Source organism: Inquilinus sp. YAF38, from assembly GCF_052113205.1.
Classification (GTDB): Bacteria; Pseudomonadota; Alphaproteobacteria; order DSM-16000; family Inquilinaceae; genus Inquilinus.
Map to the genome: position 1 here is coordinate 32,197 of NZ_JBFRCU010000042.1, position 26,187 is coordinate 58,383.

The 26,187-nt window shown below is 63.1% G+C and carries 24 protein-coding genes; 14 read left to right on the forward strand and 10 right to left on the reverse strand.

Annotated elements, in window-relative coordinates:
• Positions 1-45: 45 nt before the first annotated feature.
• From AB4Z01_RS19415 to AB4Z01_RS19425, 3 genes are read right to left on the reverse strand one after another with little or no spacing between them, the layout of a single operon-like run.
• Positions 46-1,287, reverse strand: a complete 1,242-nt coding sequence (locus AB4Z01_RS19415) for a glycosyltransferase (protein ID WP_441696241.1) — start codon at positions 1,285-1,287, stop codon at positions 46-48.
• 10 nt (positions 1,288-1,297) lie between these two features.
• A complete protein-coding gene (locus tag AB4Z01_RS19420; RefSeq protein ID WP_441696244.1) occupies positions 1,298-2,542 on the reverse strand; it encodes a glycosyltransferase family 4 protein in 1,245 nt (414 codons plus the stop codon).
• On the reverse strand, positions 2,539-3,819 hold the full coding sequence (locus tag AB4Z01_RS19425; protein WP_441696247.1) for a glycosyltransferase family 4 protein: 1,281 nt from the start codon (positions 3,817-3,819) through the stop codon (positions 2,539-2,541). Before AB4Z01_RS19425 ends, AB4Z01_RS19420 begins: the two co-directional genes overlap by 4 nt.
• 641 nt (positions 3,820-4,460) lie before the next feature.
• Here AB4Z01_RS19425 and AB4Z01_RS19430 point away from each other — a divergent pair.
• From AB4Z01_RS19430 to galE, 5 genes are all read left to right on the forward strand, one after another.
• Complete coding sequence (locus AB4Z01_RS19430) at positions 4,461-5,561, forward strand: DegT/DnrJ/EryC1/StrS family aminotransferase (protein ID WP_441696250.1); 1,101 nt, start codon at positions 4,461-4,463, stop codon at positions 5,559-5,561.
• 179 nt (positions 5,562-5,740) lie between these two features.
• Positions 5,741-6,811 carry a GDP-mannose 4,6-dehydratase gene (gene gmd / locus AB4Z01_RS19435; RefSeq protein WP_441696253.1) on the forward strand — a complete coding sequence of 357 codons (1,071 nt, stop codon included), beginning with the start codon at positions 5,741-5,743 and terminating at the stop codon, positions 6,809-6,811.
• Positions 6,804-7,835 (forward strand): GDP-L-fucose synthase family protein, encoded by a 1,032-nt coding sequence (locus tag AB4Z01_RS19440; protein WP_441696256.1) that lies wholly within the window; start codon positions 6,804-6,806, stop codon positions 7,833-7,835. The genes gmd and AB4Z01_RS19440 overlap by 8 nt, the downstream gene beginning before the upstream one ends.
• A 349-nt stretch (positions 7,836-8,184) precedes the next feature.
• Positions 8,185-8,931, forward strand: a complete 747-nt coding sequence (locus tag AB4Z01_RS19445; RefSeq protein WP_441696258.1) for a Crp/Fnr family transcriptional regulator — start codon at positions 8,185-8,187, stop codon at positions 8,929-8,931.
• 61 nt (positions 8,932-8,992) lie between these two features.
• Positions 8,993-10,027: a UDP-glucose 4-epimerase GalE gene (galE, locus tag AB4Z01_RS19450; protein WP_441696261.1), complete on the forward strand. Its 1,035-nt coding sequence runs from the start codon at positions 8,993-8,995 to the stop codon at positions 10,025-10,027.
• Here galE and AB4Z01_RS19455 read toward each other — a convergent pair.
• Complete coding sequence (locus AB4Z01_RS19455) at positions 10,004-10,525, reverse strand: Mu transposase domain-containing protein (protein WP_441696264.1); 522 nt, start codon at positions 10,523-10,525, stop codon at positions 10,004-10,006. The two genes, galE and AB4Z01_RS19455, sit on opposite strands and share 24 nt — an antisense overlap.
• A gap of 536 nt (positions 10,526-11,061) precedes the next feature.
• On the opposite strand from AB4Z01_RS19455, the gene AB4Z01_RS19460 reads away from it, so the two are divergent.
• The 3 genes from AB4Z01_RS19460 (at position 11,062) to AB4Z01_RS19470 (ending at position 15,494) form a co-directional block, all read left to right on the forward strand.
• On the forward strand, positions 11,062-11,916 hold the full coding sequence (locus AB4Z01_RS19460; RefSeq protein ID WP_441696267.1) for a LuxR C-terminal-related transcriptional regulator: 855 nt from the start codon (positions 11,062-11,064) through the stop codon (positions 11,914-11,916).
• Positions 11,917-11,996: 80 nt separating this feature from the next.
• The gene (locus tag AB4Z01_RS19465; RefSeq protein WP_441696270.1) at positions 11,997-14,195 is read left to right on the forward strand and encodes a GumC family protein; all 2,199 of its coding nucleotides are present in this window, start codon (positions 11,997-11,999) and stop codon (positions 14,193-14,195) included.
• Between the two features lie 12 nt (positions 14,196-14,207).
• Positions 14,208-15,494 carry a polysaccharide biosynthesis/export family protein gene (locus tag AB4Z01_RS19470; RefSeq protein WP_441696273.1) on the forward strand — a complete coding sequence of 429 codons (1,287 nt, stop codon included), beginning with the start codon at positions 14,208-14,210 and terminating at the stop codon, positions 15,492-15,494.
• Between the two features lie 57 nt (positions 15,495-15,551).
• On the opposite strand, the gene glmS is transcribed toward AB4Z01_RS19470, so the two are convergent.
• From glmS to AB4Z01_RS19485, 3 genes are all read right to left on the reverse strand, one after another.
• Positions 15,552-17,375, reverse strand: coding sequence for a glutamine--fructose-6-phosphate transaminase (isomerizing) (glmS, locus tag AB4Z01_RS19475; RefSeq protein WP_441696276.1), 1,824 nt, complete (start codon positions 17,373-17,375; stop codon positions 15,552-15,554).
• Positions 17,376-17,538: 163 nt separating this feature from the next.
• Positions 17,539-17,940: a hypothetical protein gene (locus AB4Z01_RS19480; protein WP_441696278.1), complete on the reverse strand. Its 402-nt coding sequence runs from the start codon at positions 17,938-17,940 to the stop codon at positions 17,539-17,541.
• Positions 17,941-18,678: 738 nt separating this feature from the next.
• Positions 18,679-19,647 (reverse strand): quinone oxidoreductase family protein, encoded by a 969-nt coding sequence (locus tag AB4Z01_RS19485; protein WP_441696281.1) that lies wholly within the window; start codon positions 19,645-19,647, stop codon positions 18,679-18,681.
• A gap of 164 nt (positions 19,648-19,811) precedes the next feature.
• Here AB4Z01_RS19485 and AB4Z01_RS19490 point away from each other — a divergent pair, with 164 nt between their 5' ends.
• The 3 genes from AB4Z01_RS19490 to AB4Z01_RS19500 all read left to right on the forward strand — a co-directional run bounded on the left by AB4Z01_RS19490 (position 19,812) and on the right by AB4Z01_RS19500 (position 22,245).
• Positions 19,812-20,705 carry a LysR family transcriptional regulator gene (locus tag AB4Z01_RS19490; RefSeq protein WP_441696283.1) on the forward strand — a complete coding sequence of 298 codons (894 nt, stop codon included), beginning with the start codon at positions 19,812-19,814 and terminating at the stop codon, positions 20,703-20,705.
• Between the two features lie 208 nt (positions 20,706-20,913).
• The gene (locus AB4Z01_RS19495; protein WP_441696285.1) at positions 20,914-21,849 is read left to right on the forward strand and encodes a pirin family protein; all 936 of its coding nucleotides are present in this window, start codon (positions 20,914-20,916) and stop codon (positions 21,847-21,849) included.
• Positions 21,850-21,894: 45 nt separating this feature from the next.
• On the forward strand, positions 21,895-22,245 hold the full coding sequence (locus AB4Z01_RS19500) for a hypothetical protein (protein WP_441696287.1): 351 nt from the start codon (positions 21,895-21,897) through the stop codon (positions 22,243-22,245).
• Between the two features lie 140 nt (positions 22,246-22,385).
• On the opposite strand, the gene AB4Z01_RS19505 is transcribed toward AB4Z01_RS19500, so the two are convergent.
• Positions 22,386-22,661, reverse strand: coding sequence for a helix-turn-helix domain-containing protein (locus tag AB4Z01_RS19505; RefSeq protein WP_441696288.1), 276 nt, complete (start codon positions 22,659-22,661; stop codon positions 22,386-22,388).
• A 173-nt stretch (positions 22,662-22,834) separates the two neighbouring features.
• Here AB4Z01_RS19505 and AB4Z01_RS19510 point away from each other — a divergent pair, with 173 nt between their 5' ends.
• Positions 22,835-23,488, forward strand: coding sequence for a hydrolase (locus tag AB4Z01_RS19510; RefSeq protein WP_441696291.1), 654 nt, complete (start codon positions 22,835-22,837; stop codon positions 23,486-23,488).
• A 78-nt stretch (positions 23,489-23,566) separates the two neighbouring features.
• Here AB4Z01_RS19510 and AB4Z01_RS19515 read toward each other — a convergent pair whose 3' ends face one another.
• Both AB4Z01_RS19515 and AB4Z01_RS19520 read right to left on the reverse strand, forming a co-directional pair.
• Entirely contained in the window at positions 23,567-24,322 is a 756-nt protein-coding gene (locus AB4Z01_RS19515; RefSeq protein ID WP_441696294.1) for an avidin/streptavidin family protein, read from the reverse strand.
• Between the two features lie 168 nt (positions 24,323-24,490).
• Positions 24,491-24,736, reverse strand: coding sequence for a hypothetical protein (locus tag AB4Z01_RS19520; protein WP_441696296.1), 246 nt, complete (start codon positions 24,734-24,736; stop codon positions 24,491-24,493).
• 280 nt (positions 24,737-25,016) lie between these two features.
• On the opposite strand from AB4Z01_RS19520, the gene AB4Z01_RS19525 reads away from it, so the two are divergent.
• Together AB4Z01_RS19525 and AB4Z01_RS19530 are read left to right on the forward strand one after the other, a co-directional pair.
• Positions 25,017-25,520 (forward strand): sigma-70 family RNA polymerase sigma factor, encoded by a 504-nt coding sequence (locus AB4Z01_RS19525; RefSeq protein ID WP_441696299.1) that lies wholly within the window; start codon positions 25,017-25,019, stop codon positions 25,518-25,520.
• Between the two features lie 486 nt (positions 25,521-26,006).
• Positions 26,007-26,187: YciE/YciF ferroxidase family protein (locus AB4Z01_RS19530; RefSeq protein WP_441696302.1), on the forward strand; the 181-nt coding region annotated here is incomplete at its 3' end.

Below are 26,187 nucleotides of genomic sequence, written 5' to 3' on the forward strand. Positions count from 1 at the left end.
CCGGCGCCGGACACCTTGCCACCCGCGCAGAGGCGCGCGGACCGGTCAGACGACCTCTATGGCCTCCGGCCGCGCCTGAAAACCAAGCAGCCAGCGATAGACATCTTCGAACTGCGAGGCGACCGCCGGCCAGGAAAAGCGGCTGGCGACCAGGGCGCGTCCGCGCGCCCCCATTGCCCTGCGCTCGCTGTCGGTCATGCCGATCAGTCGCCGGAGCCCATTCGCGATCGCCGACTCGTTCGGATCGATGGAGAGCGCGGCTCCGTGCTCAAAGCCTTCCGGCAGGTTGCATTGTGGGGTGAGGAGCGACGGCAGGCCGTGAGCCCAGGCCTCCAGCGCTGCGTTCGGCATGCCTTCGCTGAAGGACGGCAGGATGAAGGCGTTGGCCGAGGCAAGTGTCGCTATTTTGTCCCGACCATAGATCGGGCCGGTGAAATGGACCGACGTTCCGACCCCGAGGCTTGCAACCAGCTTCTCGAGTTCCGCACAATAGGCTTCGGAGCCGGGACCGACAAAGACGAGATGCCAGGGGGGAGCCGACGGGGCCGCGGCTTCGAGAGTGGCCCAGGCCCGGATGAGCTGGGCCGGCCCCTTCTTCGGCGTCAGCCGGCCGAGATACAGCAGGATGTTTGCATCCGCGGGCAGCCGCGTCCTCCATTCCGGTCGGGGCAGCACACCTTCGGGCAGGATTGCGCCGTTCGGAACGCGGCAGATGGGCGCTGTCAGCCCCAGAGCCCGGATAGAGTGGGCTTCCGACTCGCACAGTGCATGCAGGCAGGACGCTCCCCGCAGATGTGCGTCTTCATAGGCACGCATTGCGATTCGCTTCTTCCAGCCGTGGTTTGCCAGGGCCCAGGGATCGAGCATGCCGTGCGGGCTGACCAGGTAGGGCTTGCGGGTGTGCGCGGCCCACCGCATCGCCGCGATGGACGTGTACATCCATAGCCCGTGAACATGCAGCAGATCCGCATCGCTCTCGCGCAGCGCCGCTTGCAGACTCCGGGAATAGCCGAAGCTGCGGGGGCCCTGGACAGGCGACATATGGATCGGAACGTTTCCCCAACCTTGTCGATCGGAGATGGCGTTGCGCTCGAGCGCGAACACTTCGAGCGAGATCGCCGGCGATTGCTGCGTGGCCTCGCACAACAACCTGAGCGCGGTAGGAGGGCCGCCATCGGACAGGCAGGCCGTGGGCAACAGATGCGCGATCTTGATCTGGCCGGAAGCTTGGCTGTGCCGAACCGTGGCGGTGTGATCGGGCTGGAGCCGGGCGCGCTGATGGAACATGGCAAACTTTCTAGAGATTGCGGGCGGCCGCCGCGGTGCGGACCTGATCAAGCGCATCGCAGAGGCGCCGACCGTAGGATGGCAGATCAAAATCCAGGGCTCGGAAGCGGGCATTGTGCGCCATTTCGAAAAGCCGGGCGCGGTCGTCGTGCAGCAGATGGAGGGCGTGGACGATGGCCTCGGCGTCGCGGATGGGCACAACGAACCCATCTCTGCCGTCGCGGACGACACTGCCGGAATTCGGAGTTGTGACGACCGGAAGGCCGGCTGCCAGCGCCTCATAGATCACCGTAGCCGAGCCTTCGCACAGCGACGGCAGCAGGAAGACGTCGGCCCAAGCATATTGGGCGATGATCTCCAGCCGCGGGATTGGGCCAGTGAATTCGACGACTCCATCCAGGCCGGCGCGGGCGGCAGACGGGATCGTGCCGGATCCGACCAGGCGGAAGACGGCCTGCCCCCGCATCTGCCTGGCCGCTTCCAGGATGTAGGGCGAGCCCTTGCGCAGCCCTACCGCACCGATCGTCAGAACCCGCAGCGGGCCCTGCTGCCGATTGCGCACCGGGATCTGGAACCGCGTGTCGACACCGTAGGGGACAACGATGCAGCGATTGGCGGGACCGCCGCTGTCCGCCACCGTCTGTCGGACGAAGTCGGACGGGCAGACGATCATGTCCGCTTCGGCCCACTCCGCCTTCTCCCGGCTGCCGAACGCTGTCGCGAATGCAGTCTGCGTGGCGGGCGTCGCCCAGTCGGGGAAGCGCTCCTGCTCTTCCCATGCCAGGCGGTCGACGGTCTCCCGCGCGGCGATGTTCTGCTCGACCGCCGTCCACAGGCCACGGGACCGTGCCGCCTGAAGCTGCTCCAGGCACTCGCGGACGAAGCCGTAAAAGCCGGTGGCCTGACCGAAGCCCTGGCGGACGACGAGCTCGGACAAGCGGCGGCCCGCATCCAGCGCCGCTTCCATCTCGTCGGCAGCGCCCCTGGCGCGCATGCGCCGCAGCGCATAGGACAGGCCGAGATTGGTGAAGCAGGTCATCCGCTGCGGTGGGATGCCGGAGGGCCTTCGCCCGACGAGCCGCCGAACTCCCCGGGGCAGGAATCGGGGCGGGACATGGCGGGCGAGCCTGGGCCACCCTCTGGTCGCGCAGATGTCGGTGTAGAAGTGCTCGAGCGCGCCATGCGCGTTCAGAATGCGCGGCACCGCATAGTCCATGCGGGCACCGAGCTGGCTGACGACCACACGTTCTTTCACGGTCGGCTCCTCTCGTTGATGGGAGCCACCGCCTCGGCCTGCGACAGGATGGCGCCGGCAGTCGCCGACGGCAGGAACCGCGACAGGAGCTTGGTCCAGGCGGAGCATCCGCGATCTTCGGTATAATCGATCTCGAACAACCGCCGGGCATTGGCCGACAGTTCTATGACTCGTTCGGGCGATTCCCGCAGGTGGAGGATATGGCCGGCGAGCGTCTCGCTGTCGCCGATGGCGACTGCATGACCGCAGTCGTGCCGTTCCAAGATGTCGCCGATCTCACCGTTCGGGTCGCCGATGAACAGGGTCGGCCGGCCGGCGGCCAGGATACCGTAGAACTTGCTCGGAATGACGAAGGGTTCGAGCGGGGGCAGCAGCGATACCAGATGGACGTCGGCGACACCGAGGCTCTCGGCCAGGAGTTCGCGGGGCTGCAACGGCTTGAGCACGATGTTGTCGAGCCCCTGCGCCCTGATCTCGGCTTCGACAGCCGCCCGCTTGTGTCCGCCGCCGATGAGCAGGAAGCGGATATCGTCCCGGTGCTTCAGCCGCGCCGCGGCGGCGAGGATGGTGTCGAATTCATGGGCCCGCCCGAAATTGCCCGAATAGCCGACGACGAAGGCATCATCCAGCCCCCAGTCCCGTCGCAGGCGGTTCTGGTTCCGAGGGATCGGCTGGATCGCGGCGCCGTCCGACCAATGGTGCACGACGGCGAGGCTGCCCTTCGGAATCCGGCGGCGCTCGAGGTAGCGGGCCATCTGATCGATCGGCGCGACATTGCACAACGCCCCTCGAAGCGACCAGTCGCGCATGGCCAGCGCCACCCGGCCGGCCCAGCCCTTCCTGACGACGGAGAGCTCAAGCGCGACCTCGGGAAAGAGGTCGTGGAGCCAATTCACCATCCTGGCCCGCTTCAGCTTGAGGGGCAGGGAGAGAGTGACGGACAGCAGCGGCGGGTCAGTGCAGACCACACAGACGTCCCCTGCTTCCACGTTCCGGAGCACCCACAGGACGGCGCTGAAATGGAAGGTGATGTAGTCGAGCGCGCGGCCCCAGAGCCTGTTGCGGCCGAAGCCGGATGTGGCCAGGCGGTGGATCGCGATGCCGTTTGCCATCTCGCGGCTCGAAAGACGCCGGTCGCGGTTGTCGTGAAACTGCCTGCTGGTCAAGCCCTGGACGGAAAATCCTCTCCGGGCGAGCGTGAAAGCCAAGCTGGACGTCATTCGGCTCGTCGCCGACTCGTCCGGATATAAATAGCGGTTCGCCAGAATGATCTTCATCTCTCCGTCGCTCGCGGATCATTGGTGAATTGTCAGATCGCGGAACTAAGTGGTCTACGTCGTCGACAACGCGCGACAACGATTACATGCGGAAATCACAGAGACACGCATCCCGCTCTTCGTAGATGCATCGAACCGATTCTGGCGGCTGCCTTCAACGTCATTCTGGGTAAGGACTGACCGATCCAACAAGAGGGGCAAAAGGCGGTGTCACGACGGATCCGAACGGAACTTCGATCTCCCACCGTTGTAGAGACAGGCCGACTGGTAGGGGATTTGCCGCCGGCAGGACTATCCGGATGGATGAGCCGACTTCCGTGGCTGATCGTTTTTATCGATCGGCTCTATCTCTCTTGGTCAGCCTCCTGCCTCTCTGTACGGGCGCTATTCTGACATCATCTCCGGGGCCAACCGGCTCAGTCCGATTCTTTATTTGGTCTGAAAACATAGAGCCCTGGGATGCATAAACCGTAATACACGGACAAGCTTGAGGGCGATCCAGGCTTCCAGGAGCGGGAAGGGCGGACCAGCCTTCCGACGCGCAGAAATTCTCACCTTCGCCTCAACACCGGATTTGGATGGCCTCTCCGCATGGATCAGCGCGAAAACACGACCAGCTTCGGCCGCGGCTTCAGAGGGCCATGATCCCGTTCCTGGACCCGGCGGCGCAGCACCGCAGCATCGGGGCGGAAGTCGAGCGGGCGATGATCGAGGTCGTCAGAAGCGGCGACTACGCCGCGAATCCCGCCATCATCGAGTTCGAGGATGCCTTTGCCGCTTATTGCGGAGCGCGGGAGGCGATCGCCGTCAATTCCGGCATCTCGGCACTGCATCTGGCCCTCCTCGCGGCCGGCATCGGGCCGGGCGACGAGGTGATAACGGTTCCCGCTGCTTTCGTTGCGACGGTCGCGGCGATACTCTCCGCTGGGGCCAAGCCGATCCTCGTCGACATCGATCCGCAGACCTGGACGATGGACCCTGCGGCGATCGAGCCGGCGCTGACTCCCGCGACCAAGGCTGTTATTCCGGTTCACCTGCACGGTCGCATCGCGGATATGGACCGGATCCTGCCGGTCGCGCGCCGCCACCGCCTGTGGGTTATCGAGGACGCGTCGCAGGCGCATGGGGCGGAGCATAACGGCATTGCCGCCGGCACTTTCGGCGATATGGGATGTTTCAGCTTCTATCCCGGCAAGAACCTGTGGGGTTGTGGCGATGGCGGCGCTGTCGTCACGGATCGGAGCGATCTGGCCGAGGCGGTGCGGTGCCTCCGGGATATGGGCCAGACCAGCAGGCACAACCACGTCCGCCAGGGATTCAACTATCGTATGGACGCCATCCAGGCTGCCGTTCTGGGTGTCAAGCTTCGGTACCTGGACAACTGGATCCGCGCCCGACGGCATATCGCGTCATCCTACGACCGTGCGTTCGAAGGGGCGACCATCCAAGCGCCGACACCACCTGTCGGCAGAGAGCATGCCTATCAGATCTACGCCATTCGGATCTCGGAGCGGAATCTCGTCCGGTCGCGCCTGGCGCAGGCCGGCATCACCACGAGCGTGCACTATCCGCTGCCCGTGCATCTGCAACCAGCCTATGCCGGTCTGGGCTATGGGCCTGGGCGCTTCCCGATTTCCGAGGCGCTGTCGGCACAGATGTTGTCATTGCCGATCTACCCCGAATTGGCGACCCCGACGGTCGAACGGATCGCGCAAACGGTGAACGAGCTCAGTCGATCATGACGAGATAGGCCCTCGCGATCGAATTCCGACGCCCCCCCCAAATGTGAGAATGAGGCTTCGCCCCGCATAGGTAGAGGTCTCCCCCTTTTGTATATGGTGCCGATCGGCACTTAAAATCTTAAATTGCTGATGAAATTTAAGCAAAAACTTGTTTCTCGTAATGACACGTGGAGTGCGTAATGCCAGAGAAGATAGCCTTGATTGTCGGAGTTACCGGTCAGGACGGAGCATATCTGGCAGAACTTCTTCTATCGAAGAATTACATCGTCCACGGAATCAAGCGACGATCCTCGTCCTTCAACACTCAGAGGATCGACCATCTCTACCAGGATCCACATTGCGATGCCGTGCGCTTCCATGTCCATTACGGCGATCTCACCGATTCCACCAATCTTTGCCGCATCATCCAGGAGGTGGTGCCGGACGAGATCTATAATCTCGGGGCGCAGAGCCACGTGCAGGTCAGCTTCGAGACGCCGGAGTACACCTCCAACGCCGACGCCCTCGGCACGATGCGGCTGCTGGAGGCGCTGCGGATTCTCAAGCTCGGCGACCGGTGCCGGTTCTACCAGGCGTCGACGTCCGAGCTGTTCGGGCGGGTCCAGGCGGTTCCGCAGGACGAGCGGACGCCGTTCTATCCCCGCAGTCCCTATGCGATCGCCAAGCTCTATGCCTACTGGATGACCATCAACTATCGTGAAGCCTATGGCTTTCATGCCTCGAACGGAATCCTGTTCAACCATGAGAGTCCGATCCGGGGAGAGACCTTCGTCACGCGCAAGATCACTCGCGCGGTGGCTGCGATCGAACGGGGGCTTCAGAAATCCCTCTATCTCGGCAATCTGGATGCAAGACGCGATTGGGGTCACGCGCGCGATTACGTTGATGGGATGTGGCGGATCCTGCAGCAGGACATGCCGGACGATTACGTGCTCGCCACCGGAGAGACCCACACTGTGCGGGAATTCGTCGAACTTGCGTTCCAGGTGGCGGGCCGGGATATCGAATGGGCTGGGACAGGCGTCGACGAGAAGGGGCTGGACGCCAGGACCGGTGCGCCCTTGATTGAGATCGATCCGCGATACTTTCGGCCGACCGAGGTCGACCTCCTGCTCGGCAATCCGGCGAAGGCCCGGGAGAAGCTCGGCTGGAGCCACACCACCTCCTTTCCCGATCTTGTCGCCGAGATGGTAAATTCGGATCTGGTGGCCGTGATGCGCGAGGCCGGACGCAATGACCGTTATGAGTGACGACATCAAGCGACCGCCGCTCGATCTGCGCGGAAAGCGCGTCTGGGTCAGTGGCCACCGGGGCATGGTAGGATCGGCTCTGGTCCGCCGACTCGCGCGGGAGGACTGCGTCCTGCTCTTCGCCGACCGGAGAACGGTCGACCTGACCAACCAGGCGGCGACGGAGGCCTGGATGCGACGGGAACGGCCGGAGATCATCTTCGCCGCCGCGGCAAGGGTCGGCGGAATCGTCGCCAATGCGACATATCCGGCGGAGTTCCTCTACGAGAATCTGATGATCGGCGCCAACGTGATCCATGCGGCCCATCGCGTCGGCGTCGAAAAGCTGCTGTATCTGGGGTCCAGTTGCATTTATCCGCGGGATACGGCCCAGCCGATCCGTGAGGAACAGCTTCTCACCGGTGCCCTTGAGAAGACCAACGAGCCCTATGCCATCGCCAAGATCGCCGGGGTGAAGATGGTGGAGTGCTACGCCCGGCAATATGGCTGCCGGTTCATTTCCGCGATGCCGACCAACCTGTATGGCCCCAACGACAATTTCGATCTGGAGACCTCCCACGTCCTGCCGGCGCTGATCCGCCGGATCCATGAAGCGAAGATCCAGAATCAGCCGAATGTCGAGATCTGGGGATCGGGAAGGCCGCGCCGCGAGTTCCTCTATGTCGATGATCTCGCCGATGCTTGCGTCATCACCATGCAACGTCATGAGGATCCCGTGCCGATTAATATCGGAACGGGGGCCGACATCTCCATAGCCGACCTCGCCCGGACTGTCGCCAAGGTGGTCGGTTACGAGGGGGTGTTCGCGTTTGATGCGAGCCGCCCGGACGGCACACCGCGGAAGCTGCTCGACATCGAACGCATCGCGCGTCTCGGCTGGCGAGCCGCGACGGATCTGGAAAGCGGAATACGGAGCACCTATCGCTGGTGGCTCGAGGAGACGCTTCAAGATATTTGCATTGCAGGGTGTCAGGTGGAGGGGAGGCCACTGGGCTTGGCATCATCCTCTCTGACGTTTGGCTAGCCCGTTTGGGCTACCCGGTCCTCCTTCCGGGGCATAGGCTAAGTAGGATTTGATGGGTTGGTCCTCAACCGGATTTAATTTAAGGTAAATGCTGTGCAGCCCTGGTGAGGCGCTTGCCGAGCTTGGTTCGAAGCGGATAATGGGCAGACCATGGCAACTTCCTGCGAGGCGATCGTCGCCGGAATTCGACCGCCGGCCAAGGCTGCATATTCGGAGGTCGAGAGACGGACGCTACCGATCGCCGTCGTAACCAGCCTCTGCATTGTTGGTCGGTTTAGAGTCGGCGAGGACGTTGGGGATTCGCGATATATCGATGAGAATAGCCGCGTAGAAGGCCGACGGGCAGAAAATGACGATAGGTGAGGGAGCACTTCTAACTAAAATCAGTAGACATTTTTCCCCGTCGGCATCAGAAATTGCTGAGATAAAAAAACTACTTGGAAATCACCATGAATATGCAGCCAGAATCGAGTTATTGGAAGATTCTGAGGTTTTAAAAGCGGTATTAATTTTGAATAGTGGGTGGGGGTACTCGTTCAGAGATCTACCAAACGGTCTGCGGCAGATTATAGATTTTATGATCCCGGGAGATTTTTTTGGTTTGCGCGGCATTTTTTTGAATGGACCCAGCCTTGGTTTCGCCAGCATTACAGCCGTAGACGCTGCAGCGGTCTCGCCGCACTCTCTGCTTGCAGTGTCGAGGCAATGGCCGCGGCTGGGCGGAGCGATCCTCTGGAGTGCCAGCCTTCAGGGCTCCATCGCGGAAGAGCGCCTGGTGGCGCTCGGGCGCAGATCCGCCGCAGGGCGCGTGGCTCACCTCCTTCTCGAACTGTCCGTTCGGCTCGAATTCATAGGCCAGGGCAGTTCGTCGGGGTTCTTCTGCCCGCTCACTCAACACGATCTTGCCAATGCCCTCGGATTGACATCCATCCATGTCAATCGCGTCCTACGGCGCCTGCGCCAGCTCGGGCTCGTCGTCTTTCGAAACTCGGAGGTCGAGTTTCTCGACCGCAGTGGGCTCATGGATATCGCCCACTTCGATGCCGCCTATCTCGGCCTGGGCCGCGAGGCGTCGCGCAAGATCTTCGGCCGCTGAACGGGAGCGCGTCTGGCGCCGCGGCAACGGATGCCGGTCGCCTCTGCAAACGGAGAGTCCGATGACGGAGCATCACGCGATCGAGCCGATTGAGAACGTCCTTGTCACGGGAGGGGCTGGGTTCGTCGGAAGCCATGTTGCCTGGCTGCTCTGCAATCTGGGATTCCGGGTGACCGTCGTCGACGATCTCTCGACCGGGCATCGCGCTGCCGTGCCGCCTGCCGCGTCCTTTGTTTTCGCCGACCTCCGGCAGGTTGACGCGATCAATCAGGTGTTTGCAGAGCGCCGGTACGATGCGGTCATGCACTTCGCCGCCAGAACCCTGGTGGGTGAATCCAACCATCGCCCCGTCGACTACGTGCGTGACAATGTCGGCACGCTCTGCAACGTCCTGCAGGCGGCGGTCGACCATGCGACGCGTGCTTTCATCCTCTCGTCCACCGCGAGCATTTTCGAGAGCCGAGACGGCTCGGACATTGACGAGGATCAGGCCGTCTCGCCGGGCAATCCTTATGGCGAATCCAAACGCATGTGCGAACGGGTCCTGTTCTGGGCCGAGCACAGCCACGGGATTCGCACGGCCGTCTTGAGATACTTCAACGCCGCCGGCGCTCAGCCAGGTGGGGATCTCGGGGAAGATCACCGCCCCGAGACGCATCTGATCCCGCTGGTTCTGCAGGTGGCGCAAGGGCTTCGGCCGCATATCGATGTTTTCGGGAACGATTATCCGACGCAGGACGGAACCTGTATCCGAGACTATGTGCATGTCGTCGATCTTGCCGATGCGCATGTCAGAACCCTGATCGCACTCCGATCGTCTGGCGCACTCGCCTACAATGTCGGATCGGGCACGGGGTACAGCGTCCGTCAGGTCGTCGAGGTCGCCGAGCGGGTGACGGGCCGTCCCATCCCGACGATCGTCCGGCCACGACGCGCGGGAGACCCGGCCGCCCTGGTGGCGAATTCTGGGAAGCTGCGGCGCGAATTGGGCTGGAGGCCCTCGTACAGTGACCTTCAGACAATCATCCGGACGGCGTGGATCTGGCATTCCCGCCATCCGGACGGCTTCGGTTCACCGGCTTTGCCTCCCCGGTGAGCGCCGGATATCAAGCGACGTCCTGAGCAGCGCCGCCGGCCGCGGCGCGTCGCGTCGCGCGGCGGAGCGCAACAGAGCGCTGACGGGCGACGTGCCGCTGAAATGCGCGGACTCGATCAGCCGCTGACGGCGGCCGGCGCACTCGAGATGGGCCGCCACCTCCTGGCCGCCGAGCCGGATGCCGATCCGGCCGCCGGCGATCACCGCGCGCACCGTCTTGCCGATCGGCCGGTAGGGGACGCTGTAGACGTTGGTGTCCACCTCGACGAAGCAATCGGATTGCACCCTGCGTGACAGATCCCGAACTTGGCGGAGCGGCGGACGGCCGTCGATCGGACGGAGGGCGGTGGCCTCCTCGCGCCGGAACCGGTGGAGCGGCGGCTCGCCCGTCGTGCGGTGAACGCGCCAGTCGGCGATCTCGCGCATCCACCAGACCAGATGTGTCTGCAACGCGGCACAGCTGGCGAAGCTGTGGCCGGCGATGGCGTTGCGCTTCACATAGCCGACGCCGCGCGATCCGCGAACGCCCCGGCCAAAGCCCTGAGCCGGAGCATCGCCGCGACCTCCTCCGGCTCCGTCAGCTGCTCCCCTCGCCCTACCCCTTTGGGCCGGGGGCCGCGATCGATCGGCCAGCGGGGGAGAGCGCGGTTATCTAAAGCGGAGGCTTGGTCGTCCCGATTTTGCGCCTGCAGGTGCCGCGATGAGTAATCTTGCGGCGCCCGCTGTGAGGGTTGTTAATTTTTTGTAAACAAGGCCTGCTGGTGGATGCCGTCAAAAGACGTACAGTTAGTTTAATTTAGGTTAATTCCCAAACTGGGTTAAGTGGATATTATCCATATCGATGATCCTGCCTGAGATGCGTTCATCTCGCTGGTGGGTCTCCAATCTGTACTAAGCGTCTTGCAACTATATCGGCGCTGATCGGCGGTTTTAACTTGCCTCTATCAAGAGGCTGACGGGGGCATGAGAGAATCGCTCAGGAACGCTAACAATAATTTTCATAAAACTTGATGCAAGTCGCTCGGGTAAACGACGTGATCTTCTGCACATGGGGAAATAATATGTCGCAAAATCTACAATTTTCTGCCGACAGCGCTGCGAAGAACTATGTCGGGGCGGCAGAGGCGAACTCGAAGCTATATGATTTATCTGATGTGACCGAATCCAAGTTCCGTTCGATGGATGATCGATTGTCTGTTGAAAGCAGAAACAACATACATATGGCGGTAATCGATTATCGGAATCTTGAACTGGAGTGCCTTATTCGGGGATTTACATCGAGAAACGCAAATATCGAGGCGTCTGCTTTCTCTACCATAGATAGCTGGCGCAACGCCGTGGATGTCCACGATCAGGTGTCGGCAATCCTGTTCAATATCGGATGGCGCAACGCCGCCGAACCCGATGTGGTGGATGCGGTGAGAACGCTGGCATCGGACTTCGCTGGAATTCCCACGATCGTCATCGGCGACGTGGAGGATATGGCTCATGTCATGAAGATTCTCGAATACGGCGCCCGCGGCTATATCCCCACCAGCGTGGGGCTGGACGTCGCCATCGAGGCTGTCCGCCTGGCGCGCGCAGGCGGGATCTTCGTTCCGGCCAGCAGCTTCACGTCTTTCCAGCAGCATCTGTCTGGGGAACAATCGCATCAGGACAATGTGGTGAACGGCCTTTTCACGGTGCGTCAGGCGGCAGTGGCCGACGCGCTGCGCCGGGGCAAAGCGAACAAGATCATCGCCTATGAGCTCAATCTCTGCGAAAGTACGGTAAAGGTCCATATTCGCAATATTATGAAGAAGCTGAAGGCTAAGAACAGAACGGAAGTGGCCTACAAGATTAACGATATGATGCCGAGAGGGTCAAGTTCAAATCGGTCCATGTCGTAGTATGCGTTCTTTCGATCTACTGTTATGATGGTGCTACTGTGATTGAGAATGTGAGTGCCTCCGGGCTTCATATGCGAAGCATGCAGGATTATTTTAGAATACTGCGACGGCGAAAGCTGGCGATCTGGATTCCGGTGGCTGCTGCCCTGGCCATTGCCGCTTTCCTATATATGCAGGCGCAGCCCCGCTATGTCGCAGAGATCGTCATCGCTCTTGATGTCCGGCGGGTCCAAATTCTGCCGGCTGACGCGGTGGTCTCTCCGCTGCCTCAGGACAGTCCGGTTCTTCGGACCGAGCTCGACGTCATCGGATCCCGCACGATGGCCGAGCGCGTGGCCGGCATTCTCGAGCACAAAGGCTACGAGCCTGCCGACATCGCACCGCCTTTGGCCGAAACCTTCCGGCAGAGGATCGAGCGCTGGATCGGGAACGGCTGGGATGCGGTCGCCGGATCGTCCGTGCCGGAGCCGTCCGTGGCGCAATCCGATGGGAAAGGGCCGGCGAAGCGTGACGTGATCGACCGTCTGCTCGACAACCTCCAAGTGAGCAATGACGGTCGCTCCTACACGATCTTCATCTCCTACACGGCCGAAGATCCGGAATTCGCCGCAGCCGCCGCCAACGCGTTCGGCGAGGCCTACCTGTCCTACCAAGCCTCGGTCCAGTCTGAGGCCACGAGACAGGCGAGCGAATGGCTCGGAGCGAAACTCGACGACCTGAGGCAGCGGCTTGAGGTTTCGGAAGCCGCGGCCGAGCGCTTTCGACGCGACGCCGGACTCATCGAATCCGATGGCAAGACACTCGAGACGCAGCGGATCAATGCCCTCAACATCGAGCTCGTTCAGGTCCGGTCCAGCCGTGCCGATGCGGAGGCCCGCCTTGACACCGCCAAGGCACTCTCGCAAAGCGAGGGGGGCCTGGACAATTTCGCGCAGGTTCTGGGCTCCGCAACCATTCAGGCGCTTCGGGCCGAGCAGGCGAAGGTCGAGCGCAGCCTGTCCGAGCTGCAGGATACCGGTGCGCTGAAAAGCAGCCAATTGCCGTCCCTCCAGTCGCAGCTGGCTTCGCTCAAGCAGCAGATCGCAGCCGAGGTGCAGCGCGTGCTCATGAGCCTCGACAATGAGCTCGACGTGGCCCGGCGTAAGGAAACTGCGCTGCAGGCCGCGTTCCAGGAGGCCGAAGCCGACCTGACCAATACCAGCAACGCACGGGTGCAACTGAACCAGCTCGAGCGTGAAGCGACTGCCGACCGCACGATCTACGAGACCTATCTCAACCGCTACAAGCAGACGATCGAACAAGAGGGCTACGCTGTTCGTGAGGCGCGAATGGTCTCGGAGGCCGAGCCGCCATCTGTGCCAGCGAGCCCGAAGCTGATCCCTTACGCCGGGCTGGGCCTGCTGGCTGGCCTCGGCTTCGGCTTTGGTCTCGCGTTGCTGCGCGAGAACCTCGATGACCGGATCCGGTCCCCGGGAGATCTGGAGAAGGCGGTGGGAGTTCCCGTGATCGATCTGATCCCCTGGATCCGGCGGGGAAGGCGAGCAATGCCGGTGTCCGCTTTCGTGCTGGACCAGCCGCGATCCGCCTTCAGCGAGGCCATCCGCACGCTCCGATCGACCCTCCAGCTGGCGCCGGCAACTCGACGTGCTCAGATCCTGATGTTCACGTCGGTGCATGCCGGCGAGGGTAAGACCAGCCTGGCGGTTTCGCTCGCACGCTCGGCGGCCCGGGCGGGCCTGAAGGTCATCGTTGTCGACACCGATTTGCGCAAGCCCGCGATCGCCGCGCAGTTCGGGTCCTCTGCGGCGCCGCATCGACAGGCCATCGGCGGCACGGAATCGCTGGAGGAAGCGATCCAGATCGATCAGCGGTCCCAGGCCCATTTCATCGCCCCCGCATCGTCCGGAGAGTCCCTCGATTGCATCCTTGGCGGCGGCAGCATGCAGGAGGCGCTGTCGAAGCTCAGGAAACGGTACGATCTCATCATTCTCGACACCTCTCCGGCCTCGACTTCCACCGATGCGGCGCAAATGGGGGCGCTGGCGGATGCCGTCATCCTGGTCGTACGCTGGGGCCGGACGAACAGGGAAGATGTCGCCTCCGCCGTTCGACAGCTTGCCTTCCGTGGGGTCACGGCATCCGGCGTGATCCTCAACGGCGTCCCGGCTGGCCGGCAGACACGCTACGAAGCCAGCTCCGTTCCCATCGCCGCGCGGCCTGATCAGCCGTCCCCGCCCGATCTTCGCGGCAAGGGCATCGGTCTCGTCAAGGAAGCGTAGAGGGGCTGACCAATGACCATCGAGATCCAGACGCTGATGCCGGTGTGTCCCCGGCAGAGCTCGAACCAGCGCATGGCACGCCGCGTACTTCCCTATCTGATCGCAGGACTGTTGTGGATGGCGCTGGCACCTCCAGCCCGGGCGGCCGACGGGGCCTACCATATCGGCCCCGGCGACACCTTGATGATCACGGTCTATGGGCAGGAAACTCTGACGGGGCGGTTCCGTGTCGGTCCCGACGGGATGATCGGATATCCGCTGCTCGGTGAGGTCGATGTCGGCGGTCTCAGTACCACCGAGATCGCCAAGCGGATCGGTGTCGAACTGGAGGAGCACGTCCCGGCGGGCAAAGCCATCAGCGTGTCGATCGAGGAGTACGCGCCGGTGTTCGTCTTGGGCGAGATCGAGAAGCCGGGTCCCTATCCATATCGGCCGGGCATGATCGCGCTGGAACTCCTCGCTGTCGGCGGCGGGCTGAAACAGCCGACACTGGCCATGGACAACAGCCGGCTCCAGCTCATCTCGACGGAGCAGGACTACACCGACAACCAGCTTCTGCGTTTCTCCCTTCAGGTTCGCCGCGCGCGGCTCAAGGCCGAAATGGATGGGGCCGAGGATTTCTCCTTCGTCCTGCCCACGCATGACAGCGTTCAGGATATCGACGCCCTGAACCGGATCGTGGAGAGCGAAAAGAACCTGTTCACCGTCCGCAAAGCATCGATGGAGAGTCAGGACCGGGCGATGCTGGCCCAGCGCGCCAGCTACGAGCAGGAGATCGCGACGCTGGAACAAGCCATCAAGCTGCACAGCGACGAACTCGCCCTGCTGGCCGAGGACGTTAAGGCTATGCAGACTCTGGCCGACCAGAAGCTCACCCAGCTGACGCGGCTGCGCGAGACTCAGCGCAGCTATTCAGTGGCGCAGCGCGACATGCTGGAGCAGCAATCCTATCTGGCGCGAGCGCATCAAAACCTGCTGGACATCGAGCAGCGCCGTGTCGAGCTGCGAAGCAAGCAAAGCGACGAGGACGCCACGGGCATCCGCGAGGCGGATCTCGAGATCGCTCGCAGCGACCAGAGGATGGCCTCTCTCCTCACCACGCTGGCCGAGATGCAGAGGCAGGCGACGACCGCCTCCGAAGCCGTCGCCACCTTGACGACGACCTATACGATCACCCGCCTTGTCGATGGTCAGTACCAGGAGGTCGCGGCCGACGAGAGGGCGGAGATCAAGCCGGGGGATATCCTGCGGGCTACCCAGAAGATCGATCTGCGCGGTCCGCAATTGACTCTCAAATGAGCCCCGGCGTGCCGGACCGGCCCCGTTGCCGCCAATGTGTCATCCGGGGAGTGGCTTTCACTCCACCGTGACGCTCTTGGCGAGGTTGCGGGGCTGGTCGACGTCGGTGCCCTTGGCGACGGCGGTGTGATAGGCCAGCAGCTGCACCGGCACGGCGTAGAGGATCGGGGCGACGAAGGGGTCGACGGCCGGCAGGTCGATCGCCGCGACGGGGCCGGGTCCGAGCTTCTCGATGCCCTCGCGGTCGGAGAAGAAGATCACCTTGCCGCCGCGGGCCATCACCTCCTGCACGTTCGACACCGTCTTGTCGAACACCGGGTCGCGCGGCGCCAGCACGATCACCGGCACCTTGTCGTCGATCAGCGCGATCGGCCCGTGCTTCATCTCGCCCGCGGCATAGCCCTCGGCGTGGATGTAGCTGATCTCCTTCAGCTTSAGCGCGCCTTCCAGCGCCAGCGGATAGGACAGGCCRCGGCCGAGRTASAGMACGTCGCGCGCCAGGGCCACCTGRTGRGCCAGGTCGCGGATCGTGGCGTCGTGGTTCAGCACGTCRGCCAGGCGGCTSGGCACCTCGGTCAGSGCSGTSGASAGCGCCGCCTCCCGCSCSGCRTCGATGGCGCCGCGCGCMCGSGCYGCGGCGACGGCCAGGCAGGCCAGCACGGTCAGCTGGGTGGTGAAGGCCTTGGTCGAGGCGACGCCGATCTCCGGCCCSGCCAGGGTCTGGATCACCGCGTCGCTCTCGCGCGCGATCGAGCTGTCCGGCACGTTSACGATCGACAGGATGCGCTGGCCCTGCGACCGGGCGTAGCGCAGCGCCGCCAGCGTGTCGGCGGTCTCGCCCGACTGRGAGACGAAGATSGCCAGGCCGCCCTCGGGCAGCGGCGCCTCSCGGTAGCGGAACTCCGARGCGATGTCGATCTCGACCGGCAGYCGGGCCACGGTCTCGAACCAGTATTTCGCCACCATGCCGGCATAGAAGGCGGTGCCGCAGGCGACGATGGTGGCGCGCGGCACCGCGGCGAAGTCGAAGGGCAGCGGCGGCAGCACGATCGCCCGGGTGGCCGGGTCCAGCATGGTGCGCAGCGTGTCGCCCACCACCGCCGGCTGCTCGTAGATCTCCTTCAGCATGTAGTGCCGGAAATCGCCCTTGCCGATCAGGGCGCCGGTGGTGGCGATCGGCTTCACCGGCCGGGCGACCGACCGGTCCTCGGCGTCGTAGATCTCGACCCCGCTGCGGGCGATCACCGCCCAGTCGCCCTCGTCGAGATAGCAGATCCGGTCGGTCCAGGCGCCGATCGCCAGCGCGTCGGAGCCGACATACATCTCGCCGTCGCCGAAGCCGATGGCCAGCGGCGAGCCGCGGCGGGCGACCACCAGCAGGTCCTCCTCGCCGTTGAACAGGAAGGCCAGGGCGAAGGCGCCTTCCAGCCGCTTCAGGGCCGCGGCGCTGGCCTCGCGCGGCGCCATCTGCCGGTCGAGGTAGTGGCTGACCAGATGGGCGACGATCTCGGAATCGGTCTCGGTGGCGAAGACGTGGCCGAGCCCTTCCAGCTCCTGCCGCAGCTCGCGGAAGTTCTCGATGATGCCGTTGTGCACGATCGCGACCCGGTCGGTCGCGTGCGGATGGGCATTGGTCTCGTTCGGCCGGCCATGGGTGGCCCAGCGGGTGTGGCCGATGCCGATGGTGCCGTCGATCGGCGCCTCGCCGAGACGGGCCTCGAGATGGACCAGCTTGCCCTCGGCSCGGCGGCGCTCGATCCGGCCATCCACCAGGGTGGCGATGCCGGCGGAATCATAGCCGCGATACTCCAGGCGTTTCAGCGCCTCGACCAGGCGCGAGGCGACCGGCTTGGTCCCGACGATGCCGACGATGCCGCACATCAGCTCTTCTCCTGCACATGCCTGACTTTTTCAGCCTTCTCCACTCACGATCCCGCCGCGGGCCTGCTCACGATCCCGCCACGGGCCTGCCGGATCGCTTTGATCGCTCCATCCAGACCGACACTCGTTGGGATATAACTGCGGGCGCCATATTCCAGAATTTTCATGACATGATCCGAGCCGTCGAGGTCGCCGATGGCAATGATCGGAGTATCCTGGAAGTGGGCGACGAGGCTGGAATGTCGGCTTGCACCCGGGCATCGCCGCTGTCGCGTGACCCTAGGGTGAAGAGTATGGCGGACGCGCGGTTGTGCAATTCATGTGCTTGCTGCCATTCCTCGCTCGAGCCGAAGGAAAACACCTTGATGCTGCTTCCCATCAAACCTTTGGCGAGACACTCCCTCTCCAGGGCGCGTGTGTCGATGATTATGATGCAGTCGTGGAGCCACCCGCTGGTTCGCATGCGCTCGCGGGTGCCCACCTGATCGAGCCTGGAGGCAAACATATCAAGATTTGCGAGGTCAGTTTCGTGCGGCCTAAGTGCCGATTCGATCCGGGAAGGCATATTTATACTCCAGTTAAGCTACGTGAGGCGCGCCTTTGTTATCGTCTGCTTTATGATTCTGTCCGTATATCGGATTTGATCTTGGTTAATTCAGAATTAATGGTTGGAATTTCGATAATATCTAAATTCTGCCAAAATCAAAAATCTCTAGATGCATGATATCAAAGTCATTACTTGGCGCAATGATAAATATGAGACATGAATACATGTCTTTTTGGCGGTAGATTTATTCTTAGTTCAGTATAATTGAGAGTGACGGGGTTAGTAGTTAGGCTTAGTGAGGCATTCGTATTTGGATCAAGGAATTAGTGCTCGGTATATCAGTTAGTGTATAGCGTTCTGTGCTCCGGCTTTCAGCGGAGGTCGCCGCAGCCGAAGGATTGGATTGACATGCTGCTTCCAGCCAGATTTCGTGATCGTTGTGAGGCCGTGTTATACCAACTCCCATAGAGGCTGTCTCAGAGGATTTCCAAACGGCCGGGATATGATTCACCATGGCGAGCAGAAGAGATCTCGCCATGGCCGTTGCCGATATCCCTCCATATCCCCGGTCTGTATCGTCGTGATATCCCGGCCTCTGGCCCCACGGTGGAGAGACGGTGCGCGGCGGACTGTAGATGGCCTTTGCCGTGCCCGAGAGAAGCGTGGTGATGCTTTTGTGCGGCGGCCCTGGCTGCCAGAGGGCGGGACGATGGCCCCACCCGACATACGCACGCGAGATCACCCGGTCCACGATGCTCATTGCGTGGCCGAGACGATTACGACGCGCCCGAGGACGGAATTGCCTTCGGCATAGGCGTGGGCCTCGGCAGCGGCCGCGAGTGGAAACGTCCTGTCCACGATCACCCGAAGATCCCCGGTCGCCGCCAATTCCAGCATCCGGGAAACCGTGAGGTAGACATCCGGCTTTTCCAATTGCGTTCCCATGAAGACGCCGAAAAGCGATTGGTTCGCCTGCAGCGCGGGCCACAGATCGATACTGAGCTGCGAACCGCCGGCGTTGCCGACGAAGACCAGACGCCCCTCTGGGCGTAGCGCCGCCAGGGAATCTTGCAAGGTGATTCCCACCGGGTCCACGACGAGGTCCGCGCCACGACCTTCTGTCAGACGCATGACCGTATCGACGACCCCGGCCGAGCGATGATCGATCGCATGATCGAGGCCAAGCCGGACAAGACGTTCGGCCCTCTCAACCCCGGAGACCGTTGCAAGCACGGTCGCGCCTGCCCGATGCGCGAGCTGGATGGCGGCGAGCCCGACGCCGCCGGCGCCGCCCTGGATAAGGACAGTTTCACCACGCTTCAAACCACCCCGTGCGAAAAGGCAGTGATGAGCGGTTCCGAATGCGATCGGCAGAGCTGCGGCAGCGGCCATGTCGAGTCCTTCCGGCACAGGCCACGTCCGACTGGCGGCAACGGCACGCAACTGCGCGTGCGACCCGGCGAGATCGAAGCTCGTCACCTTCTGGCCGACCTGGCGATTCGACACTTTCTCTCCGACCGCGATGATTTTGCCAGCGGCCGCATAGCCGACGACGAAGGCTGGGCGGGGTGGAGGCGTGGACGCGCGATTGATCAGGTCGCCGCCCTCGATAGCAGCAGTCTCGACGCGGATCAGGACGCCATCGCTTGGACAAACCGGATCGGGCACATCCGCATAGCGAAGGACATCCGGCGGGCCGGGGTAGTCATAGACGGCTGCTTTCATGGTTCTCTCACTGCGCGCCCTGCGGAAGGCTGCTATGAATGGCAATGGGTTCAACGGACGCATCCAGCGGCGGGCCACGTCGCCCGGTCAGAACTGGCCGTTCCCTTCGGTGATGCGCTAGTGCCATAGTCAGGCAAGCTGTGTCGCGAAAGAAGGAACGCCGATTGGACATCGAGGATCTTCGGACATTCGTCGCCGTGGCCGATGCTGGAGGTGTGTCGGCCGCCGCGCGCCGGCTCGGGGTCTCCAAATCGATCGTCAGTCGGCGGCTTTTGCGGGTCGAGGCGGAGCTCGGCGTCCAGCTTCTTGCACGAACGACCCGCGGCGCTGCGCTCACTGAGGCGGGGATCACGTTCAAAGACCATGCGGCCCGAGCCAGCGCTGAGATCGATACCGCCACGGAAACGATCCTCCCCACCGGCGAGCTGCGCGGCGTCCTGAGGGTTGCGATGCCGCTCACTTTCGGCCCGACCCACTTCGCCCCCGTCGTCGCGGAAATGGCGCGCCAGCATCCGCAGCTCCACGTCCATACCTCCTACAGTGATCGCTTCGTCGATCTCATCGCAGAGGGGTTCGATTGCGCGATCCGGGGCGCCTACCTTCAGGATTCCAACCTGATCGCGAGGCGCGTCGGGCCGATCCATGGAAAGCTTGTCGCAAGCCCGGATTATGTCGAAGCACACGGGTCACCCGAGACTCCGGGCGAACTCGCCAGCCATCAGGCCCTCATGCAGGGAACGGAAGCTTGGCAGTTCATGGATGGCAGCAAGATCGTCACGGTTCAGCCGCAGGGCAGGTTCAAGGCCGATAGCGCCACGGCGCTTGCCGCGGCGGCGGCGGCAGGTCTCGGCATCGCATGGCTTCCCGATTGCATCACATATCAGTATGTGGCCTCCGGTGCGCTGGTCCCGATCATGACACGCTATCCGGTCCCTCCGGGGGCCGCATATGTCGTCCGCCCGCCAGGTCAGCATCCCACGCGGAAAGTGCGGGTCCTGACGGAGATGCTGATCGAGTACTTCGCACGAAATCCGGACGTTTGGGGTCTCGACCGCTAAAACGAACGGAGCGAGGCCTTATCGAAACTGCGTCGGCGGTCGCTCTACTGCGGGGCCGCTGAGCTCGACGACATTGCCCGCACGTTCCACTTGGTGCGACACAGCTTGACGCAGCACAGGGCTAGTCGGCCAGACGGCCGTGCGCCAGCGTGGGCACTCGCATCGGCAAGGGCGAGGCCTCCCGGCAACCCAAGAGAGGATGGGGCGCATGACTTGGAATCCGGCAATCGAACCGGGCTGTCCCGATGAGGTCGGCCTCGACGCGATCGAAACTCTCATCGTTCCACGCTCCCGCGATCTCGGCGGCTTCGAGGTTCGGCGGGCCCTGCCGGCGCCGAAGCGGCAGATGGTTGGACCGTTCATCTTCTTCGATCAGGCTGGCCCGGCCGAGTTCCTGACCGGACAGGGCGTCGACGTTCGGCCGCATCCGCATATCGGTCTCGGCACCGTTACCTATCTCTTTCGTGGCGACTTCCATCACCGGGACAGCACCGGGGCCGATCAGACGATCCGTCCGGGCGAGCTGAACTGGATGGTCGCCGGGCGCGGCGTGACCCATTCCGAGCGCACCTCCGCGGCGGCCCGAAGCGGTCCGAACAGCCTGTTCGGCATTCAGACCTGGCTGGCGCTGCCCGAGCGTCACGAGGATATGGCGCCGCTGTTCGAGCATCACGGCAAGGAGGCGCTGCCGGTGATCGAGGATCGCGGCGTCTCGATCCGGCTCATCCTCGGGGACGCCTATGGTGAGAAGGCCCCCGCGACCATGTACTCGGAGACGTTCTACGCCGACGTGGCGCTCGAAGCAGGAAGCCGGTTGCCGATGCCGGATGGTCACGAGGACCGGGGCATCTACATCGTCGAAGGCTCGATCTCGATCGCCGGCCAGGATTTCGAAGCGGGTCGGATGATGGTCTTCCGTCCCGGCGACAGCATCACGGTCGCGGCCGGCGACAGAGGCGCGCGCCTGATGATTCTCGGCGGCGCGACCCTATCGGGTCCCCGCTACATCTGGTGGAATTTCGTTGCGTCTTCGCAGGAGCGCATCGAGGAGGCCAAAGCCGAATGGCGGGCGCAGAACTGGGGCAAGGGGCGCTTCGATCTCCCGGTCGATGACCGGGATGAGCACATTCCACTTCCGGACTGACCGGCCCAGGTGACGCAATCACGCCAGCTGGAAGGAGCAATTCCCATGAAGGTTCGCAAGTTCGCCATCACCGACGCAGAGCTGGAGCGTTCCCCGGGACAGGACGGGGACGTGTTTGCGGGCAACCTGGTCGACCAGCGCCATGGCTCCCCGATCACCATCGGCTACGGGCGCTATGGGCCGAACCAGAGGCTCGAGGAGACAATGGCGGTCGATGATGTGATGGTCGTCATCGAGGGGCGACTGACGGTGTCCGCCAACTCAGACAGCGTCACCGCGGGGCCGGGCGAGATCGTCCATATGCCCAAAGGGCAGAAGGTGACGATCCAGTCGCACGAGCAAGGCGCGGTCACCGCCTATGTCACCTATCCCCACTGGCAGGAGGCACGGGAGTAAGAAACCGTTTGTAAATGCACCTGGCGCGGCCGTCTGACGGCGGCCTCGAAGCTTCCGGTGCTCACGCACCAATGTGCGCTGCGCTCCGGTTCTCGAAACCACCGCCATCCGACTCACGCCAGCGCATTTCCAAACGGTCTCTAAGTCCTCCGGGTGACGTCGCAGGTTCGACGCCCACGCAGATCACTGTCCGCAAATCCTGACCCGAGAGGTCGACGCAGGAGGGCCAGCCTGCACGCGCAGCCTCGGAACAAGGCGCTGGCTTTGGTGAGTGCGGCGCCGCGGGTCGTTCGCGCGAGACGCTGACCGCCAAGCTGCGCTTCAAGTCGCAGCCGCCGCCGACTGACGATCGATCTGGAGACGCGGAGCCGGCGCGCGGCGGGTGAAATGCCCCCGGCATCGGCGACCTCCACCATGTCTTCAGATCCTCGTTCTCCAATGTGGCGTCCCTGGTTCTGCGACACAGCGTGGCAGATTCCGGCACTACCGTGATGCGTTCGAGAACGGCAATACAAGGCAGCGCTGCCCGGGGGCGCAAGATTGCCCGGCAGACATCGCCATTCATCGAAGACGTCAGAAAGGGATAGTCGTGACCTTCCGCAACGGCCTTAAGTCGCTCCTTCGTCCTGAGGATTCGGTTCTCGTCCTGATCGACCACCAGCCCTATCAGCTCACCAACCTGAACAGTCACGACCCACATATGGCGGTCAACAATGCTACGGGCCTGGCGAAAGCCGCCAAGGCATTCAGCGTCCCGACCATCCTCACGAGCGTGCTCGCTGACCGAGGTGGGCTTATCTTCCCGCAGATCACCGACGTCTTCCCCGGCCAGGACGTGATCGACCGGATGCTGATCAACACCTGGGAAGACCAGAAGGTGGTCGACGCGGTCAAGAAGACCGGCCGCAAGCAGCTGATCATCGCCGGTCTGTTCACGGAGATCTGCGTGGCTATGCCGGCGATTCAGGCTGCCGGCGAGGGCTGGGACGTGACGGTCATTACGGACGCCTGCGGCGGTGTGTCCGTTGAAGCCCATGAGGTGGCGATCCAGCGCATGATCGCGGCGGGCTGCAACATGATGACGTGGATGGCGCTCGCGTGCGAATGGCAGCGCGACTACACGAGGGCGGAGACCCTCCCTGCATTGGTCTCGCTGCTCAAGGATCACATGGCCGGTAGCGGCATGGCGTATCTGTGGGAGCAGCAACTGCTCAACACGCCAGTGCCGAGCGCCGCCGGCTGACGTGGTCGGGTGGCGAGTAGCAACGAGATGCCCTGCGAGACGATGGATCCGGTGTCGCGGCTCGCCATCCCCTCTGTGTCAAGCCCCGTGAAGCTCCGGCGATCGAGCCGGCGCTTTCGCCGAAGCCTGAAACGATTGTCGCCGCGAAAGTGGACCATCGCTTTCGCGGCAGCGACGCTGCCTGTCATTGCGGACGCACAGACAGGCACGGATATCGGGCGCGCGCCGACCCTGACGATCGAGCGATATCCGGAGTGGGATCAGAATCGAGCTTGAAGCGAGACACCCGGAACTCGGCGGTGCCGAGAATTGCAGAGGGCTTGGGCTGCGAAAGGCAATGAGACGGTGGGCACGACGACATCGGGCATTTTGTGCCGCGGGAGGCGTCGGACGAGGTGGTCGCGGCGGTGCGGCGCCTGCTCTCGCGCCGACATAGGCCAGGCCGCCCGGCGAGCGGATCAGCCGATGCGTTCGAAGGTGTCCAGGCTGGTGCCGAAGGCGCGCCAGGCGCCGACCTTCCTGATCTTTGCCGGTGCGCCTTCCTCGGCCGCGCTCAAGGTCTGGCCGGCGACGGTGTGCCAGAAGGGTCTCGAGCCTGCCGTCACGGAGTAGCCCCGTATAGCTGACCGCCGCCGGTCCGGCCGTGCCGTTGGAGGCGGCGGTGAAGCCGATGACGTCGCCATAAGCCGCGCCATGGATCGGAACCTCCTGCCCGAAGAAGCTGCTGTCCTCCAGGGCCGTGCGGAACACGCCGCGGATCACGCCGTCGCTGTCGTCCTCGATCACGACGATCGAGCCGTACTGGTTGCGCCACGTGCCGTTCCAGGACGCCATGCCGACACCTCCTCAGCCTGATCCCTGGTGAATGGGCCGTCGCCACATCCGGGTTCCTCGTGCGGCAGCAGTCGCGGAGCACAAACCCGGGAAAGGCCCTGCTGATGTCGGGACGGACGGAACCGGCAGCCCTTGGGCGGCGCCGGTCTGCACCGGCGCCGCTTTCCCTCACCAGGAATCGGTCTCGAACACTTGCCCGGCGAGACGGCCGGAGCCGCGGATGGCGTCGAGACGCGCCTCTGCGTCGTCCTCATCATAGGCCCAGATCGTCGCGGTCCAGACGCGCTCCCCGCCAGTCCGCGTCGCCAGATGCGGGTACTCCACAGTGAAGCGGAACATCGGCCGTCCCCACTGGTCGCAGGAGACATGCTCGGGCTCGGGGCGCTGGCGATCGGGAAGGCGGAGGACGGTCATGGCGCTGCGATCCATCGGATGGTGGGGCCCTTCCTTCTGAATGCCGGAGCTTCGACGACGGTTCCGATGAGTTCATGGGCCGGGCAAGTCGCCTGTCCAAATAAGAGCGAATAAACATTTGTTATTTAGGCTGACTAACTATCATTTGATAATAAAATATAAGACGGAACGAAGTTTTTGGCATGAGATTTGTTCTTGTGTTCCTGAGATATATTGCCGCTCCGAATCGTTTCGCTGGATGAGACGACGGGCGGCGCCCAGTGTTGAAGGGAAGATCCCAATGCCGGACAAAGATCGTGCCGCGGATTGCGCCGAATTCACCGCCGTCGTTACCCCGGTGCTGTGCGAGCTTCGGCGCTACGCGCGATCCCTGACCCGCAACCGCGCCGACGCGGAGGACCTGCTGCAGGACACGCTGCTGCGCGCCTACAACAAGTTCCATCTCTGGCAGCCGGGCACCAACATCGCCGGCTGGCTCTGCGTCGTCATGAAGCGTGTGTTCCTGTCGCAATTCGAGCGCCGCGGACGGGTGATCGCGGTGCCAGCCGAAGATTTCGACGGGCCGCAGCCGCCCAGCCAGGACGACGTCCTCGATCTCATCCGTCTTGGCAAGGCCATCGACGGCCTGCAGCAGCATCACCGCGAACTGGTGGAGGCGGTGGCGATCAACGGCGACTCCTATGAGGAGGCGGCGCAGGCCTTCCACATCCCGATCGGCACCGTCCGCTCCCGTCTCGGCCGCGCCCGCGACCATCTCCGGCACGAGACCGGCGTCTCCTGGTAGCGGCGGCGCCGCCGTCTGGCGAGTGTCCTGATCGAGCCCCGCCCGGAAGTCGAGGGGCACGGCCAGCAGGACCGTCGCGAAATTTCGCGACCGCCGGACGAATTGAAGGGCGAAGACAGTTTCGAACTCGGGAGCTGGAACGCCGCGGAATTCCCTTCGTCTTCGCCAGTGGCCATGCGCGCCTGGAAATTCCTGCCGACCTCCGTGGGCATCCCGTGCTCGCCAAGCCGATCCGAGTAGATGAGATGACCGAGACGCTACTCGCAATTGTTGCTCTCTAGACTGCGGTTAATCTCCGATGCAGTAACGATCGGTTATAATTTGTTATATTTTGCCGTTCATATCTGATCGCTTCGCATCGTTTCGCCGTCTGGAAAGAAGTCCTTCGAGGAACGAAGAGAAGGCGACACCTATTCACTTGTCGTCTGCGGCGCGGTGCGCTCGATCGCTTCCGGCCGTCAGGTGGCAATCAACAGGGGGTAACCCATGGCGACGACTGAAAAGACACTCGACGACCTGTTCCTCGACACGCTGAAGGACATCTATTACGCCGAGAAGCAGATCCTGAAGGCCCTGCCCAAGATGGCGAAGGCCGCGCAATCCGCCGAGCTCAAGGTCGCCTTCGAGACGCATCGCGACGAGACCGAGGGCCAGGTCGACCGCCTCG

What these genes read in the sequence shown, in the direction of transcription:
- AB4Z01_RS19415 (WP_441696241.1), bottom strand. Translation starts at nt 1,287, where the DNA reads ATGTTCCATCAGCGCGCCCGGCTCCAGCCCGATCACACCGCCACGGTT.
- AB4Z01_RS19425 (WP_441696247.1), bottom strand. Translation starts at nt 3,819, where the DNA reads ATGAAGATCATTCTGGCGAACCGCTATTTATATCCGGACGAGTCGGCG.
- AB4Z01_RS19430 (WP_441696250.1), top strand. Translation starts at nt 4,461, where the DNA reads ATGATCCCGTTCCTGGACCCGGCGGCGCAGCACCGCAGCATCGGGGCG.
- gmd (WP_441696253.1), top strand. Translation starts at nt 5,741, where the DNA reads ATGCCAGAGAAGATAGCCTTGATTGTCGGAGTTACCGGTCAGGACGGA.
- AB4Z01_RS19440 (WP_441696256.1), top strand. Translation starts at nt 6,804, where the DNA reads ATGAGTGACGACATCAAGCGACCGCCGCTCGATCTGCGCGGAAAGCGC.
- AB4Z01_RS19445 (WP_441696258.1), top strand. Translation starts at nt 8,185, where the DNA reads ATGACGATAGGTGAGGGAGCACTTCTAACTAAAATCAGTAGACATTTT.
- galE (WP_441696261.1), top strand. Translation starts at nt 8,993, where the DNA reads ATGACGGAGCATCACGCGATCGAGCCGATTGAGAACGTCCTTGTCACG.
- AB4Z01_RS19465 (WP_441696270.1), top strand. Translation starts at nt 11,997, where the DNA reads ATGCAGGATTATTTTAGAATACTGCGACGGCGAAAGCTGGCGATCTGG.
- AB4Z01_RS19470 (WP_441696273.1), top strand. Translation starts at nt 14,208, where the DNA reads ATGACCATCGAGATCCAGACGCTGATGCCGGTGTGTCCCCGGCAGAGC.
- AB4Z01_RS19480 (WP_441696278.1), bottom strand. Translation starts at nt 17,940, where the DNA reads ATGCCTTCCCGGATCGAATCGGCACTTAGGCCGCACGAAACTGACCTC.
- AB4Z01_RS19485 (WP_441696281.1), bottom strand. Translation starts at nt 19,647, where the DNA reads ATGAAAGCAGCCGTCTATGACTACCCCGGCCCGCCGGATGTCCTTCGC.
- AB4Z01_RS19495 (WP_441696285.1), top strand. Translation starts at nt 20,914, where the DNA reads ATGACTTGGAATCCGGCAATCGAACCGGGCTGTCCCGATGAGGTCGGC.
- AB4Z01_RS19500 (WP_441696287.1), top strand. Translation starts at nt 21,895, where the DNA reads ATGAAGGTTCGCAAGTTCGCCATCACCGACGCAGAGCTGGAGCGTTCC.
- AB4Z01_RS19505 (WP_441696288.1), bottom strand. Translation starts at nt 22,661, where the DNA reads ATGGTGGAGGTCGCCGATGCCGGGGGCATTTCACCCGCCGCGCGCCGG.
- AB4Z01_RS19515 (WP_441696294.1), bottom strand. Translation starts at nt 24,322, where the DNA reads ATGGCGTCCTGGAACGGCACGTGGCGCAACCAGTACGGCTCGATCGTC.
- AB4Z01_RS19520 (WP_441696296.1), bottom strand. Translation starts at nt 24,736, where the DNA reads ATGACCGTCCTCCGCCTTCCCGATCGCCAGCGCCCCGAGCCCGAGCAT.
- AB4Z01_RS19525 (WP_441696299.1), top strand. Translation starts at nt 25,017, where the DNA reads ATGCCGGACAAAGATCGTGCCGCGGATTGCGCCGAATTCACCGCCGTC.